Source organism: Ruegeria sp. K5, from assembly GCF_056531805.1.
Genome location: NZ_JBQFML010000002.1, coordinates 137,916 through 151,636, shown reverse-complemented (window position 1 = coordinate 151,636; position 13,721 = coordinate 137,916). Strand labels below are relative to the sequence as shown.

At 61.6% G+C, this 13,721-nt stretch carries 14 protein-coding genes; 3 read left to right on the top strand and 11 right to left on the bottom strand.

Annotation, left to right across the window (positions count from 1 at the left end; genetic code table 11):
- Positions 1 to 174: 174 nt before the first annotated feature.
- The 3 genes from secA (at position 175) to ACR0MO_RS10130 (ending at position 5,494) form a co-directional block, all read left to right on the top strand.
- On the top strand, positions 175 to 2,892 hold the full coding sequence (gene secA / locus ACR0MO_RS10140; protein WP_480891051.1) for a preprotein translocase subunit SecA: 2,718 nt from the start codon (positions 175 to 177) through the stop codon (positions 2,890 to 2,892).
- A gap of 100 nt (positions 2,893 to 2,992) precedes the next feature.
- On the top strand, positions 2,993 to 3,913 hold the full coding sequence (locus ACR0MO_RS10135) for a hypothetical protein (protein WP_480626498.1): 921 nt from the start codon (positions 2,993 to 2,995) through the stop codon (positions 3,911 to 3,913).
- A 24-nt stretch (positions 3,914 to 3,937) separates the two neighbouring features.
- Positions 3,938 to 5,494 (top strand): phosphate ABC transporter substrate-binding/OmpA family protein, encoded by a 1,557-nt coding sequence (locus tag ACR0MO_RS10130; protein WP_480891049.1) that lies wholly within the window; start codon positions 3,938 to 3,940, stop codon positions 5,492 to 5,494.
- A gap of 74 nt (positions 5,495 to 5,568) precedes the next feature.
- On the opposite strand, the gene radC is transcribed toward ACR0MO_RS10130, so the two are convergent.
- From radC to thiD, 11 genes are read right to left on the bottom strand one after another with little or no spacing between them, the layout of a single operon-like run.
- Entirely contained in the window at positions 5,569 to 6,324 is a 756-nt protein-coding gene (radC, locus tag ACR0MO_RS10125; RefSeq protein ID WP_170453408.1) for a RadC family protein, read from the bottom strand.
- A 35-nt stretch (positions 6,325 to 6,359) separates the two neighbouring features.
- A complete protein-coding gene (locus ACR0MO_RS10120; RefSeq protein WP_170453407.1) occupies positions 6,360 to 7,094 on the bottom strand; it encodes an ABC transporter permease in 735 nt (244 codons plus the stop codon).
- Positions 7,091 to 7,816: an ABC transporter ATP-binding protein gene (locus ACR0MO_RS10115; RefSeq protein WP_480626496.1), complete on the bottom strand. Its 726-nt coding sequence runs from the start codon at positions 7,814 to 7,816 to the stop codon at positions 7,091 to 7,093. The genes ACR0MO_RS10120 and ACR0MO_RS10115 overlap by 4 nt, the downstream gene beginning before the upstream one ends.
- Positions 7,813 to 8,487: a thiaminase II gene (gene tenA, locus ACR0MO_RS10110; protein WP_480626495.1), complete on the bottom strand. Its 675-nt coding sequence runs from the start codon at positions 8,485 to 8,487 to the stop codon at positions 7,813 to 7,815. The genes ACR0MO_RS10115 and tenA overlap by 4 nt, the downstream gene beginning before the upstream one ends.
- Positions 8,484 to 9,419, bottom strand: a complete 936-nt coding sequence (locus ACR0MO_RS10105) for an ABC transporter substrate-binding protein (RefSeq protein ID WP_480891046.1) — start codon at positions 9,417 to 9,419, stop codon at positions 8,484 to 8,486. The genes tenA and ACR0MO_RS10105 overlap by 4 nt, the downstream gene beginning before the upstream one ends.
- Positions 9,420 to 9,439: 20 nt before the next feature.
- Complete coding sequence (locus ACR0MO_RS10100; protein ID WP_480891043.1) at positions 9,440 to 10,402, bottom strand: HesA/MoeB/ThiF family protein; 963 nt, start codon at positions 10,400 to 10,402, stop codon at positions 9,440 to 9,442.
- Positions 10,399 to 10,995 carry a thiamine phosphate synthase gene (locus ACR0MO_RS10095; protein ID WP_170453402.1) on the bottom strand — a complete coding sequence of 199 codons (597 nt, stop codon included), beginning with the start codon at positions 10,993 to 10,995 and terminating at the stop codon, positions 10,399 to 10,401. The genes ACR0MO_RS10100 and ACR0MO_RS10095 overlap by 4 nt, the downstream gene beginning before the upstream one ends.
- Complete coding sequence (locus tag ACR0MO_RS10090) at positions 10,992 to 11,756, bottom strand: thiazole synthase (RefSeq protein WP_170453401.1); 765 nt, start codon at positions 11,754 to 11,756, stop codon at positions 10,992 to 10,994. The genes ACR0MO_RS10095 and ACR0MO_RS10090 overlap by 4 nt, the downstream gene beginning before the upstream one ends.
- Positions 11,757 to 11,758: 2 nt before the next feature.
- Complete coding sequence (gene thiS, locus ACR0MO_RS10085) at positions 11,759 to 11,953, bottom strand: sulfur carrier protein ThiS (protein ID WP_480891040.1); 195 nt, start codon at positions 11,951 to 11,953, stop codon at positions 11,759 to 11,761.
- On the bottom strand, positions 11,937 to 12,914 hold the full coding sequence (locus ACR0MO_RS10080) for an FAD-dependent oxidoreductase (protein WP_170453399.1): 978 nt from the start codon (positions 12,912 to 12,914) through the stop codon (positions 11,937 to 11,939). The genes thiS and ACR0MO_RS10080 overlap by 17 nt, the downstream gene beginning before the upstream one ends.
- Complete coding sequence (gene thiD / locus ACR0MO_RS10075) at positions 12,911 to 13,714, bottom strand: bifunctional hydroxymethylpyrimidine kinase/phosphomethylpyrimidine kinase (protein WP_170453398.1); 804 nt, start codon at positions 13,712 to 13,714, stop codon at positions 12,911 to 12,913. Before thiD ends, ACR0MO_RS10080 begins: the two co-directional genes overlap by 4 nt.
- Positions 13,715 to 13,721: the final 7 nt, after the last annotated feature.

The following is a 13,721-nucleotide window of genomic DNA, read 5'->3' as shown; positions in this document are numbered from 1 at the left end:
ATCAATCCTATTTCTTTGCCGCGACAGGGCGCAGCGTTGACACTTCAGAACCTGCCGCTTACATCGCTTTGAAGCCTTGGACAGGGCCGCCTTTCACCCCCCGTATCTATGGGTTGCGCGCAAGGTGGGCAAGCCTGTCGCAACCAAGACAAGAACAGATCCGCTGGAGTGAACATGCTGGGACTCGGAACGCTCGCCAAAAAGGTGTTCGGAACACCGAACGACCGCAAGATCAAGGCGACCCGCCCCCTGATCGAAAAGATCAACGCGCTGGAGCCCGAGTTCGAGAACCTGTCCGACGAAGGGCTGATCGAAAAGACCGCCGAGTTGCGCAACCGCGCGCTGGATGGCGAAAGCCTGGATGACCTGCTGCCCGAAGCCTTTGCCAATGTGCGCGAAGGGGCCAAGCGCGCACTGGGTCTGCGCGCCTTTGACGTGCAGCTGATGGGCGGTGCGTTTCTGCATCAGGGCAACATCTCGGAAATGAAAACGGGTGAGGGCAAGACACTGGTCGCCACCTTCCCCGCCTATCTGAACGCGCTGACCGGTAAGGGCGTGCACGTTGTCACGGTCAACGAATACCTCGCCAAGCGAGATGCCGAGTGGATGGGCAAAGTGTTTGCGGCTGTGGGTATGACCACCGGCGTGATCTGGTCGGGGCAACCCGATGCCGAGAAAAAGGCCGCTTATGCCTGTGACGTGACCTATGCCACCAATAACGAGCTGGGTTTTGACTATCTGCGTGACAATATGAAGGCCGATCTGGCCGAGATCTACCAGAAGCACCATAACTTTGCGATTGTGGACGAGGTCGACTCGATCCTGATTGACGAAGCCCGGACGCCTCTGATCATCTCGGGCCCGTCGCAGGACCGCTCGGACTTGTATACCGCGATTGATGCGCTGATCCCGTCGCTGAATGACGATCATTTCTCGCTGGACGAAAAATCCCGCAATGTGACCTTCACGGATGAGGGAAACGAGTTCCTTGAACAGCAATTGCTGGACGCGGGGCTGATCCCTGAAGGCCATTCCCTGTATGATCCGGAAAGCACCACCGTCGTGCATCACGTCAACCAGGGTCTGCGCGCGCATAAACTGTTCCAGCGCGACAAGGATTACATTGTCCGTGACGGCAATGTGGTGTTGATCGACGAATTCACCGGCCGAATGATGCCGGGTCGCCGCCTGTCCGAAGGTCTGCATCAGGCCATCGAGGCCAAGGAAAACGTCCAGATCCAGCCCGAAAACGTGACGCTGGCCAGCGTGACCTTCCAGAACTACTTCCGCCTTTATGACAAGCTGGGCGGCATGACCGGCACAGCGCTGACCGAGGCCGAAGAATTCGCCGAAATCTACGGCCTGGGCGTTGTCGAAGTGCCGACCAACAAGCCGATTGCCCGTGTGGACGAGGACGATCAGGTCTATCGCACCGCGATGGAGAAATACGGCGCGATCATCAAAGAGGCGAAAGAGGCCAGCGCCAAGGGTCAGCCGGTGCTGATCGGCACCACCTCGATCGAGAAATCCGAAGTGCTCAGCCAGATGCTGACCAAAGAAGGCATCGAACACAACGTCCTGAACGCCCGCCAGCATGAACAAGAGGCCCAGATCGTCGCCGATGCTGGCCGCTATGGCGCGGTGACCATCGCCACCAACATGGCCGGTCGGGGCACCGATATTCAGCTGGGCGGCAACGTGGAAATGAAGGTTCTGCAGGCGCTGGCCGAGAACCCCGAGGCCGATCCTGCCGAACTGCGCGCGGCGGAAGAGGCGCGTCATGCTGAAGAGAAACAGAAGGTGCTGGAGGCCGGTGGCCTTTACGTCATGGCCTCGGAACGGCACGAAAGCCGCCGTATCGACAACCAGCTGCGCGGCCGCTCGGGCCGTCAGGGCGACCCGGGCCGCACCGTGTTCTACCTGAGCCTCGAAGACGACCTGATGCGCATCTTCGGCTCGGAACGGCTGGACAAGGTGCTGACCACGCTGGGCATGAAGGAAGGCGAGGCCATCGTCCACCCCTGGGTGAACAAGTCGCTGGAACGGGCGCAATCCAAGGTCGAAGGCCGTAACTTTGACATGCGCAAGAACGTGTTGAAGTTCGACGATGTGATGAACGATCAGCGGAAAGTGGTCTTTAGCCAACGGCGCGAGATCATGTCCGCAGACGACCTGTCCGAGATCGTGTCGGACATGCGCGAGCAGGTGATCGACGATCTGATCGACGAATACATGCCGCCGAAATCCTATGCCGATCAGTGGGATACCGATGGTCTGCACGAGGCGATCAAGGACAAGCTGACCATTGACGCGCCGGTTCAGGACTGGGCCGCCGAGGAAGGCGTGGATGACGAACAGGTCCGCGAGCGTCTGATCAAGGCCGCCGATGAGATGATGGCGCAGAAGGCCGTGGCCTTTGGCCCCGAGAACATGCGCAACATCGAAAAACAGGTCCTGCTGCAAACCATCGACAGCAAATGGCGCGAGCATCTGCTGACGCTGGAGCATCTGCGTTCAGTCGTGGGTTTCCGCGGGTATGCCCAGCGCGATCCGCTGAACGAATACAAGACCGAAAGCTTCCAACTGTTCGAAGGCATGCTGGACTCCTTACGCGAAACCGTATCGCAGCAACTGTCTCGCGTACGCCCGCTGACCGAGGAAGAGCAAAAGGAAATGCTGGCCCAGATGGCCGCGCAACAGGCGCAGGCGCAGCAGGCGGTCGATCAGGCCGCAGGTCAGGCCGAGGCAAAGGCAGAAGCCGCCGCCTCGGGCGATGCGTTGCCGGGCTTTGACGAAAACGATCCCGCGACCTGGGGCAATCCAAAGCGCAATGATCCCTGCCCGTGCGGGTCTGGCAAGAAATTCAAACATTGCCATGGCAGACTGACCTAACGTCAACGTTAACCAATCACAATGAGTCCGTCTCGCGGCCACAAATTGGCCTCGATTCGGGGCGAATGTCCGACTCGCTCCTTCAACTGGGGAGGGTGTCTTGTTTGTAGTACGGAATTACGTGACCATGTGCGGCACAGTAGCCTGTGCCCTGGCGATTGGTTACCTGATGCAAAATGGAAGTGCTGCGCAGCCGAACGGGGCGCAGGATACTGCCTCTTTGACCAATCAGAATTCGGTTCTGGCAGGGCTGGACAGCATCGTCCTGACATCTGCCTCCCCCAATGACGCCGACAGCGGCCAAAAGACCGTCACAGTTGAACCCACGCGCGCTGAACCGCAGGCCAGAGAACCGCATCAAAACTGCAACCTGACCGCGCGGGCCATTGCCGTACCCGGTGCGCAGGCCCGGCTAAGCATCAAATCCCCCTGCCAAAGCAACGCACGGGTGAATATTCATCACAGCGGCCTGACCGTGACTCAGATCACCGACGAAAACGGTGCGCTGAACGTGACCATCCCGGCGCTTTCGGAATACGCGATCTTCCTGATCTCGTTCCCGGATCAATCCGGTACCGTCGCCACAACCCATGTGCCGGACATCAACCAATTCGACCGCGTCGCGCTGCAATGGCAAGGCGATACGGCCCTGCAGATCCACGCATTGGAATTTGGTGCAAGCTATGGCGGTGACGGCCATGTCTGGGCGGACAGCACAACAGCAGGGGCGGGCAGCGTCGTAAGCCTGGGCCACACCGGTCTTGTCGACGCCAATAATATCGAGATCTACTCTTTCCCGGCGGGCCAATCGCAACAATCCGGAACCATCGATCTGACGGTCGAGGCCGAGGTCACAGAAACCAACTGCGGTCGCGATCTGAACGTGCAATCCATCGAATTGCGGGCAGACAACCGCCTGCGGTCCCGCGACCTGAGCCTCGCCGTGCCGGACTGCACGCAAACCGGTGAGTTTCTGGTGTTGAATAATCTGCTCTCAGACCTGACAATTGCGGCAAAGTAATCCGCAGGCAGGCTCGGCTCTCTTATGACATTTTTCCGTGTGGCGGTGGCCGCGCTGATTTCCGCAATCCTTGGAACCGGTGCGGCAGCACAGGACATCACGCTCACCTCGCATGACGGCAAAGTCGAAATCACTGGCAACCTGCTGGGTTTCGACGGCGAATTCTACCGCGTGGACACTCAGTTCGGCGAGCTGACGGTCGACGGCTCGGGCGTCACCTGCGACGGCCCCGCTTGCCCGAACCTGATCGATTTCGTGGCCGAGGTCCGGTTTTCCGGCTCGTCCGTGATGGCCGAAACAGTTCTGCCCGCGCTGATCATCGGCTTTGCCCGGCAAGAGGGGCTGACTGCCACGCCAAAGCGCGTGGATGAACGCACCTTTGCATACGAACTGTTTCAGGCCGACCGGCAGGCCCCGCTGGCCCGTCTGTTCTTCCGCGTAGGCAATACGGATCAGGGATTTGCCGACCTGACCCAAAACACCGCCGACATCATCATGGCCCTGCGCGAAATCCGCGAGGGCGAAGTTGATGCGGCCCAACAGGCCGGGCTGGGCGATCTGACCCACGCGCGCCAGTCCCGCGTCATTGCACTGGATGCCATCGTGCCGGTGGTGGCCAAAGACAATATCGCGGCGCAGATTTCTCCGGCTGATCTGGCCCGCGTACTGGCGGGTGAGGTCACCAACTGGTCCGATCTGGGCGGGCCCGACGCGCCGATCGCGTTGCATATGCCCGATGCCGGGTCTGGTCTGGCGCAGGCGGTTGAGGACCAGATTTTGGCACCCGTGGGCACAGACCTGACATCCGGCGTAATACGCCACGCACGCAACAGCGATCTGGTGCAGGCGGTGGCAAAGGACTCATTCGCCATTGGGATCACCAGCCATGCCTCGGCTGATGCCGCCCGTGCCCTGCCCCTGACGGGCGGATGCGGCCACGGGCTGGCCGCAACGCGCCACGCCATCAAGACCGAAGATTACCCGCTGACCCTGCCCATGTTCCTCTATCTGCCGGAACGCCGCCTGCCCCGGATCGCGCGGCAGTTTCTGGCCTATAGCCAAAGCGCTGACGCCCAGATGGCGATCCGGCAAGCCGGGTATGTGGATCAGGCGCCTGAAACCACGCGGATCGGGTTGCAAGGGGATCGCCTGTCCAACGCCATCGTCTCGGGCGGGGCTGAGGTCGGGCTGGAGGAAATCCAGCGCATGATCCAAGCCCTGCGCCCCATGGCCCGCCTGTCCCTGTCGGTTCGGTTCGAGCCCGGATCGTCCCGTCCCGACGCGCAATCGCGGTCGAACATCCTGTATCTGGCACAGGCGCTGGAGACCGGCACCCTGAACGCGCGCAAGCTGGCCTTTGTTGGCTTCAGCGATGGGGACGGGGCCGCCGCCACCAATGCCCGCATTGCCCTGCGCCGCGCTCAAACCGTTCGCAACGCTGTCCTGGCTGCGGTTGAAACCGAAATCCCCGACAGTATCGACATCTCGGTCGAAGGCTTTGGCGAGGCCATGCCCATGGCCTGCGATGACACTGAATGGGGCCGCAAGGTCAACCGGCGTGTCGAAATCTGGATCGAGTAACTCCCGCATCTTCTTCTCGTAAAAAATACGGTGGGGGTGAATTGACCCGCAGGATCAAAAGGGGGCAACGCCCCCTACAAATACCCCTCGGACCGAAAACTCAGCTCGGTCGATTTTCCGATGATCAGATGATCATGCAACGTCAGACCCAGCGCCGTGCAGGCATCGTGAATCCGGTTGGTCATGTCGATATCCGACTGAGACGGAGTCGGGTCGCCGGACGGGTGATTATGCACCAGTATCAGGGCCGAGGCATTCAGCTCCAACGCCCGTTTCGCGACCTCGCGCGGATAGACAGGTACATGATCCACCGTCCCCTTGGCCTGCTCCTCATCCGCGATCAGCACGTTCTTGCGGTCCAGATAGAACACCCGGAACTGTTCGATCTCGCGATGGGCCATGGTGGTGTGGCAGTAGTCCAGCAGGGCATCCCATCCGGAAATCACATGCCGCTGCATCACCCGCGCGCGGGCCATCCGGTGGGCGCAGGCTTCGAGGATTTTCAGGTCGGTGATCACTGTCTCGCCAACACCTTTGATCTGGCGCAGCCGTTCTTCGGGCGCGGTCAGCACGCGATTGAAATCCCCGAACGTATCCATCAGCCGCCGCGCCAGGGGTTTCACGTCCTGCCGGGGGATCGAGCGGAACAGGACCAGTTCCAGCAACTCATAATCCGGCATCGCTGCCGACCCGCCCGACATGAACCGCTCACGCAGTCGTTTGCGGTGGTCCTTGATGTATGACGGCAACCTGCCACTCGGCAGTGGCTGTGCTGGTGCTTCGTCCGTGTCGAACAGCATGGGGGCTTCGGCAAAGGCGTCCTGTGTCATGGGCTAACCTTGACGCAGAATCGGTTTCTGATTGGTTAACGCACCTCACCCGCCAGCCGCGTCGTGGCCCGGCGAACCCCCATGTGCAGCAGGATGGAAAAGACCCCCAAAGTCAGCATCGCCGCAAACATCAGGTCCGTCTTCGCGCGGCCATTGGCCAGCAGCATCAGATAGCCCAACCCTTGCGACGACCCCACCCATTCACCGATCACCGCCCCGATGGGCGCATAGACCGCCGCCAGACGCATCCCCGAGGCCAAGGACGGCAGCGCCGCCGGAATACGGATATACCACAGCACCGCCCGCTTGCTGGCCTGCATGGTCCGCGCAAGGTCCAGATAACCGGGCGGCGTCCGCATCAGACCGTCAAAGAAAGACGAGGTGATCGGGAAATAGATGATCAGCACCGCCATCGCCACCTTGGACCAAAGCCCATAGCCCAGCCACAGGGTCAGCAGCGGGGCCAGCGCAAAGACCGGCAGCGCTTGCGTAAAGACCAGCATCGGCTGCACCAGCACCCGCGCCGCCCGCGAATTGGCCAATTGCAGCGCCGTGACGACGCCCAGCACCGTACCAACACCCAGACCGATCACCACTTCGACCGCAGTGATCCATGTGTGCTCGGCGATCAGCCAGCGATTCTGCCACCATGTCTCGGCCACAAGCGCCGGGCTAGGCAGGATGAATTTCGGCAGGCCGGTGATCCAGACGATCCCCTGCCAAACCGCCACCGAGAACACAGCCGCCGCTAGGGCCGAAAGGTATCTCATGCCGCCTCCCGCATCAGGCGCAACAGGGCCCCTTGGGTTTCCAATGTCTCAAGATCGTCCACATGGCGCGGTGCGCGCGCGCGCGGAGGTTCACACGCAGTCAGCCCCTGCTGCGTCATCACTACGATGGACTGACCCAGCCGCGCGGCCTCGGCCGGATCATGGGTGACCAACAGCACGGTCCGGCCCTGCAACGCCTCTGCCGCCAGATCCTGCATATCCGCGCGCGTGCGGGCATCGAGGGCCGAGAACGGCTCATCCAGCAGCACAATCGGCCGATCCTCCATCAACGTTCGGGCCAAAGCCACGCGCTGTCGCTGGCCGCCGGACAATTCACAAGGTTTCTTGGCCATGTGGTCCTGCAGGCGCATTCGCTGGATAAGGCGGTCGCGCCGCCCCAGGTCGGGCTTCTCACCCCGCAGCCGTGCACCCAACGAGACATTCTGCGCCACTGTGGCCCAAGGCAGCAGCAAATCGTCCTGCGCCATATAGGCCACGCGGTCCGGGACTGGTTGCGCGTCGCTTGCGGTGATCTCGCCGGTGAACGCCGCTCCGGTTTCCAAACCGGCAATCAGGCGCAGGACCGTGGTTTTACCAACGCCCGATCCGCCCAGCAGGCAGGTCCACTGCCCCGCCGCAAGGGTCAGGGTCAGCGGCGCGAACAAAGGCGCGTCGCCAATATTCGCCCGCCCATTGACGGTCAGATCGGGTGCGGGGGTCACGGGGTCAGACCCATTTGCCAGAAATTGACCTCCAGCTCGGTGGCCGTTCGGAAGGTCTTGCACAGGCGATCCCAACGAGGTGAGGCCCTGAAATCCGGTCCAATCCGCCGTGTCAGAGCCGAATCCATCAACTCACCAATCGCCTTGCACCCGGCTTGGTACTCGTCGCTGGCATAGGTGTTGATCCAATCGCGATATGTCTCGGATGTGGCCTCGGACGCCAACCGGGTGCCGATCTCGCCATATCCCATAACGCAGGGCGCCAAAGCGGCAAGCAGATCCAGCAGATCCCCGCTATACCCCGCCTCAAGCACAAAGCGGGTATAGGCAAGGTTCTCGGTCCGTTCGGGCGTCGCGAACAACGCCTTCTGAGTAATCCCGGCCGCCTGACATATCGCGATATGCAACTGCATCTCTTCCCCGACCAGAGCATTCACGGTTTCCGCTGCCGCCAGCATTTCCGCATGCGTTTCCGACTTGACCACCGCCAGCGCCCAGGCGCGACTAAAATGGATCAGGAACACATAATCCTGACGCAGGTAATGCAGGAACGCGTCGCGCGGCAGCGTCCCGTCCTTCATCCCTTCGACAAAGGCGTGGCGGGTATAGTCCCGCCACGGCCCCTGCGCCGCATCGCGCATCAGCGCGAAGGCGTTGCCGTACCCCCTCATTGCGCGGTCACGTCGATGGTGATGTCGCTGACCGGTGTAAGGCTGTCGACCATGCCGCTTTCGTTCAAAAACGCCTCAAACCTTGCATAACGACCGGCGTCAAAGCCCGCAGGACGCAGCGCAAAACGCGGCAGCGTGTCGATCCAGGCACGGGCGTTCAGCTCATCCTGCAACTCGGGCGAGGTAGAGGCAAAGATCTCCCAGCTTTGTTCCGGGTTGTTGACGATGAACTGCGTCGCCTTTTCGGTGGCTGCCAGGAACCGGGCGATCATGTCTTTGTCCATCGTTTCGGGGTTTGCGACATAGATCAGCTCGTCATAGGACGGCACACCCTCTTCCTCGATATAGAAACAGGTGCCCGGACGGTCTTCGATATCCATCTGGTTCAGTTCGAAATTGCGATAGGCGCCGATGACGGCATCCACCTGCCCGGACATCAGCGAGGGCGAGAGCGAGAAGTTGACGTTGATCAGTTCAACGTCGTCCAGCGTGACGTCGTATTTGCCCAGCACGGTGCCCAGAACAGCCTCTTCCACGCCCGCAACCGAGTACCCGATTTTCTTGCCCTTCAGGTCCGCAGGCGATTTGATCGGACCGTCTTTCAGCACCAGAAGGCAACTCAACGGGGTCGCAACCAGCGTCCCAACACGTTTCAGCGGCAGACCCTCGTGGATCTGAAGATGCAGTTGCGGCTGATAAGACACGGCAAGTTCCGCCTGACCGGCGGCCACCAGACGCGGCGGGGCCGAGGGGTCGGCGGGCGGAATGATCTCGACCTGCAATCCTTCGTCGGCGAAATATCCGTTTTCCTGAGCCACGATGATCGGGCCATGGTCGGGGTTGATGAACCAGTCCAGCAGCACGGTCATCTTGTCTTCGGCCCAGGCCGGCGCAGCGGCCAGAAGGGCGATGGCTGTCATCAGCTTTTTCATGTCTCGCGTTTCCTTTTCACTCACGAGGTTGAGGCCGCGACGAGGACAATCTCGCCCGGCCAATCCGGTTCAATCTGTTCTGCAGCGCGCCAGGCCCGCAGGCCGGTGGCGCAGCACAAAGCCAGTCTTTTTTCTTTGTTAGGCTCTGTTTTCAGGTCTTCGACACTCAGGCGTTGCGCCAACGGGTGGATCGGGTCCGGGGCTTCGCCCGTGTCCCGCAATTCGACGATCATGTCATCGGCGTCCAGTTGCGAGGCGGCCAGAAAGGGAAAGGCCAGCTGAGGCTCGGGCGCTGCATCAAAACGGAAGCTGGTGCTGCGCAGGGTGCGGGCATCGAGTTGCACCATCTGACCCAACGGCGAGGGGTCGATCCCCAAAATCAACGCCAGCGCCATCTGCGCCTGCATCGCGCCGATCATTCCCACGACGGGCCCCAGAACACCCGCCGTGGCGCAGCTTGCCCCGCTGTCCGGCGCATCCGGAAACACCGCGCGCAGTGAGGGCGCACCGCCGCAAAACCCGCCGACATAGCCAGACAGGCCCAGAACCGAGCCGCTGATCAGCGGCTTGCTCGCGATCAGACAGGCATCCGACAAGGTATAGCTGGCGGCATAGCTGTCCGCACAATCAAGGATCACGTCAGCCTGCCCGGTGAAATCCATCGCATTGACGTTTGTTAGAGCCTGTTTTGCTGCAACAACCACAATCCCGGAATTCAGCGCACGACAGCGCTCTGCCGCAGCTTCGGCTTTGGACCGACCGCATTCCGCCTCGGCAAACAACGTCTGTCGATGCAGGTTCGACAGGGCGACATGATCCGCATCCATGATCGTCAGATGTCCGACACCCGCCCCAGCCAGCAACGGCAGGACCGGCGCCGCCAGCCCGCCCGCGCCCACAACCAGAACCCGCGCGCGCGACAGGCGGGCCTGCCCTTCGGCGCCGACCTCGGGCAGGATCATCTGGCGGGCATAGCGGCTCATCTGGTGACCTCGATCCATTGGCGCACGCGCGCCTCGGGGTCGGGGTTCAGGGTGATGTCTGTCACGACCGAAACGATGTCCGCCCCAGCCTCAAGCACCCCTTCCGCGCGTTCAACGCTCATGCCGCCGATCCCGACCAGAGGGATGTCGCCCACGCGGGCCTTCCACTCGGTGACTTTGGGCAGGCCCTGCTGTTCCCATTTCATCTTTTTCAGAATCGTCGGATAAACCGGGCCCAGCGCCACATAGTCGGGGTCCATTGTCAGCACACGCTCAAGCTCATCATCATCATGGGTCGAGACGCCCAGCTTCAGCCCAGCCTTGCGGATCGCTTTCAGATCGGCGTCGTCCAGATCCTCTTGCCCCAGATGGATCCAGTCACAGCCTGCATCGATGGCGGCCTGCCAATAGTCATTGACAACCAGCACCGCGCCATACTCGCGGCAGAGATCGCGAGAGGTCACGATCTGCGCCCGAACAACCGCGTCCGATTGATCCTTGATACGAAATTGCACCAGCTTCACACCCAAAGGCAGCATCCGCCGCAACCAGTCCGAGTGATCGAAGATCGGATAGAAACGGTCCAGCGTCATGACAGGAACGCCTTTCCAATGACAGGGGTTGAGGCTTCGGCCATATCCCGCGCCTCGATCGGGTCGGCCTGATGCGCCAGTTGCCCGGCCTCAACCGCGTGCGCCATTGCCTGCGCCATGCGCACCGGATCACCGGCCCGCGCGACAGCGGTGTTCAGAAGAACGGCGTTATAACCCAGTTCCATCGCATGGGCCGCATGGCTAGGCAGACCAATCCCGGCATCGATTACCAGTGGAATTTCGGGAAATTCCGCCCGCATCGCACGCAATGCGTATTCGTTGTTCAAACCGCGCCCCGAACCGATAGGAGCACCCCAGGGCATCAGAACCTCGCACCCGGCCCCTAACAACCGTTCGCCCACGATCAGATCATCGGTGGTATAGGGAAAAACCTGGAACCCGTCCTCGGTCAGAATTCGCGCGGCCTCGACCAGTTGGAACACGTCCGGTTGCAGGCTGTCGGTGTGGCCGATCAGTTCCAGCTTGATCCAAGGGGTCTCGAACACCTCGCGCGCCATATGCGCGGTTGTCACCGCCTCTTTCACCGTGTGGCACCCGGCGGTGTTGGGCAGCACCCGCACCCCCAGATCGCGGATCATCTGCCAGAATGTCTGCCCCGCCCCGGATTCGCGCCGCAGAGACACCGTGGCCACGCCAGCGCCACTTGCGCGGAAGGCCTGTTCCAGAATCGCAGGGCTGGGATATTGCGCGGTGCCCAGCATCAGCCGGTTGGGCAGGTCGACGCCATAGAAACTGCGCATCCTCAGCCCCCCTGCATCGGCGACAGGATTTCGACCCGGTCGCCTTCGTTCAAAGCATGGGCGAAGCGCAAGCCCGAGGGCACAAATTCTTCATTCACCGCCGTCGCAACGCGGCCCGAGAAACCGCACTCCTCCAACAACTCGGCCAAAGTGACGGCCGTCACGTTCTTGGGTTCACCGTTAAGCACAATCTTCATCGACCATCTCCGACTGTTTGTTGTCCAACGCCAGATCGGCCACGCCCTGCGCCAGCGCCGGGGCCAGCAAATAGCCGTGACGGTAGAGCCCGTTGGCATAGATCGTCCCGCCCAGACGCCGAATGCGCGGCAGGTTGTCCGGGAAGGCGGGGCGCAGATCGACGCCAATTTCCAGCACCTCGGCCTCGCCAAATGCAGGGTTCAGCGCATAGGCGGCGCTGAGCAGCTCCAGCATCGACCGGGCCGTGATACGGCTGCTGTCTTCGCTTTCGATCATCGTGGCACCCAGCATGTAGATGCCATCGCCACGCGGCACGATATAAAGCGGGATACGCGGATGCAGCAGACGAACCGGACGCGTCAGGGTCACGTCAGGGCAGCGCACGACCAGCATCTCGCCCTTCACGCCGCGCAGGTCCTGCAACACATCCCGCGCCGTCAGCCCGCGGCAGTCGATGAGGTTATCCAACTGCGCAGGCGCGTGATCGTTGCGGAATTCGACACCCTGTTCCTTGAGATTGCGGTACAGGTCATGCAGCGCCTGTCGTGGATCAAGGTGAGCCTCCCCTTCAAAAAACAAGCCCTGTCCGAATCCATACAAATCAGGCTCTAATTCAGACAATTTCGCACGATCTACTTCGGTAAACGCTTCGGTCCGACGCGCGAAGCGGCGCAAGTCCGGCACATCCCTGGCATTCGCCACGACCAGAGTGCCATTGCGATGCACCTGCGTTCGCTCCGCCCACCAGGCAATGGCCATCTGACCCAACCGCAAAACGGGTTCCTCGGCGTTTTCGTATTCGCACCACGGGGCCAGCATGCCGCCCGCCCACCACGAACACCCATGCGGACCGGGCGGGCCAGCGGGGTCAAAGACCTGCACCCGTTCGCCGCGCGAGACCAGCTCGCTGGCAACGGCCAATCCGGCAACCCCGGCCCCTATGACAGACCAGTGCGTCACGCGGGCCAAACCCGGTGAAAGTGATGCACCGGCCCGTGCCCCGATCCGACATTCAACTCATCCGCCCGCGCAATCGCGCCTTGCAGATAGTCATGCGCTTCGGCCACCGCCTCGGGCAGCGCCAAACCCTTTGCCAAACCGGCCGCAATCGCCGAGGACAGGGTGCAACCCGTTCCATGCGTGTTTCTGGTGTTTTGCCTTGGTGCCTGAAACTCGGCCACAACACCTGTTTCACCGATCAGCACATCGTGGCAGATGTCACCTGTGCCATGGCCACCCTTCATCAGAACCGTGCGCGCTCCCATTGCGCACAGCGCCTTGCCCTGTTCGATCATCTCGCTTCGCGACACCGCAGCTTTCTGATCCAGCAGGCAAGCCGCCTCGGGCAGGTTCGGTGTCAAAACACTCGCGCGGGGCAACAGGACGTCACGGAGGGTCTGCACAGCCGCGTCCGCCAGCAAGGCGTCGCCGGATTTCGCAATCATCACCGGGTCTAGAACAACGGGGCCGTCAAACCCCGATAATGCCCGCGCTACGGTTTGGATGATTTCAGGCGTTGCCAGCATGCCGATCTTGATCGCGTCAACGTTCAGATCGGTCAGCACCGCCTCGACCTGCGCGGCGATCACGTCCGGCGGGATACCGTGCACAGCCGTAACCGCCTGCGTGTTCTGCGCCGTAACGGCAGTGATGACGCTGGAGCCGTAAACTCCCAAAGCCGACATCGCCTTCAGATCGGCCTGAATCCCCGCGCCGCCGCCGCTGTCGGATCCTGCTATGGTCAGGGCAATTGCTGCCACTTCGTCG

What these genes read in the sequence shown, in the direction of transcription:
- ACR0MO_RS10090 (WP_170453401.1), bottom strand. Translation starts at nt 11,756, where the DNA reads ATGCGCAGTTTCTATGGCGTCGACCTGCCCAACCGGCTGATGCTGGGC.
- ACR0MO_RS10100 (WP_480891043.1), bottom strand. Translation starts at nt 10,402, where the DNA reads ATGAGCCGCTATGCCCGCCAGATGATCCTGCCCGAGGTCGGCGCCGAA.
- thiS (WP_480891040.1), bottom strand. Translation starts at nt 11,953, where the DNA reads ATGAAGATTGTGCTTAACGGTGAACCCAAGAACGTGACGGCCGTCACT.
- tenA (WP_480626495.1), bottom strand. Translation starts at nt 8,487, where the DNA reads ATGAGGGGGTACGGCAACGCCTTCGCGCTGATGCGCGATGCGGCGCAG.
- ACR0MO_RS10120 (WP_170453407.1), bottom strand. Translation starts at nt 7,094, where the DNA reads ATGAGATACCTTTCGGCCCTAGCGGCGGCTGTGTTCTCGGTGGCGGTT.
- ACR0MO_RS10105 (WP_480891046.1), bottom strand. Translation starts at nt 9,419, where the DNA reads ATGAAAAAGCTGATGACAGCCATCGCCCTTCTGGCCGCTGCGCCGGCC.
- ACR0MO_RS10095 (WP_170453402.1), bottom strand. Translation starts at nt 10,995, where the DNA reads ATGACGCTGGACCGTTTCTATCCGATCTTCGATCACTCGGACTGGTTG.
- secA (WP_480891051.1), top strand. Translation starts at nt 175, where the DNA reads ATGCTGGGACTCGGAACGCTCGCCAAAAAGGTGTTCGGAACACCGAAC.
- ACR0MO_RS10130 (WP_480891049.1), top strand. Translation starts at nt 3,938, where the DNA reads ATGACATTTTTCCGTGTGGCGGTGGCCGCGCTGATTTCCGCAATCCTT.
- radC (WP_170453408.1), bottom strand. Translation starts at nt 6,324, where the DNA reads ATGACACAGGACGCCTTTGCCGAAGCCCCCATGCTGTTCGACACGGAC.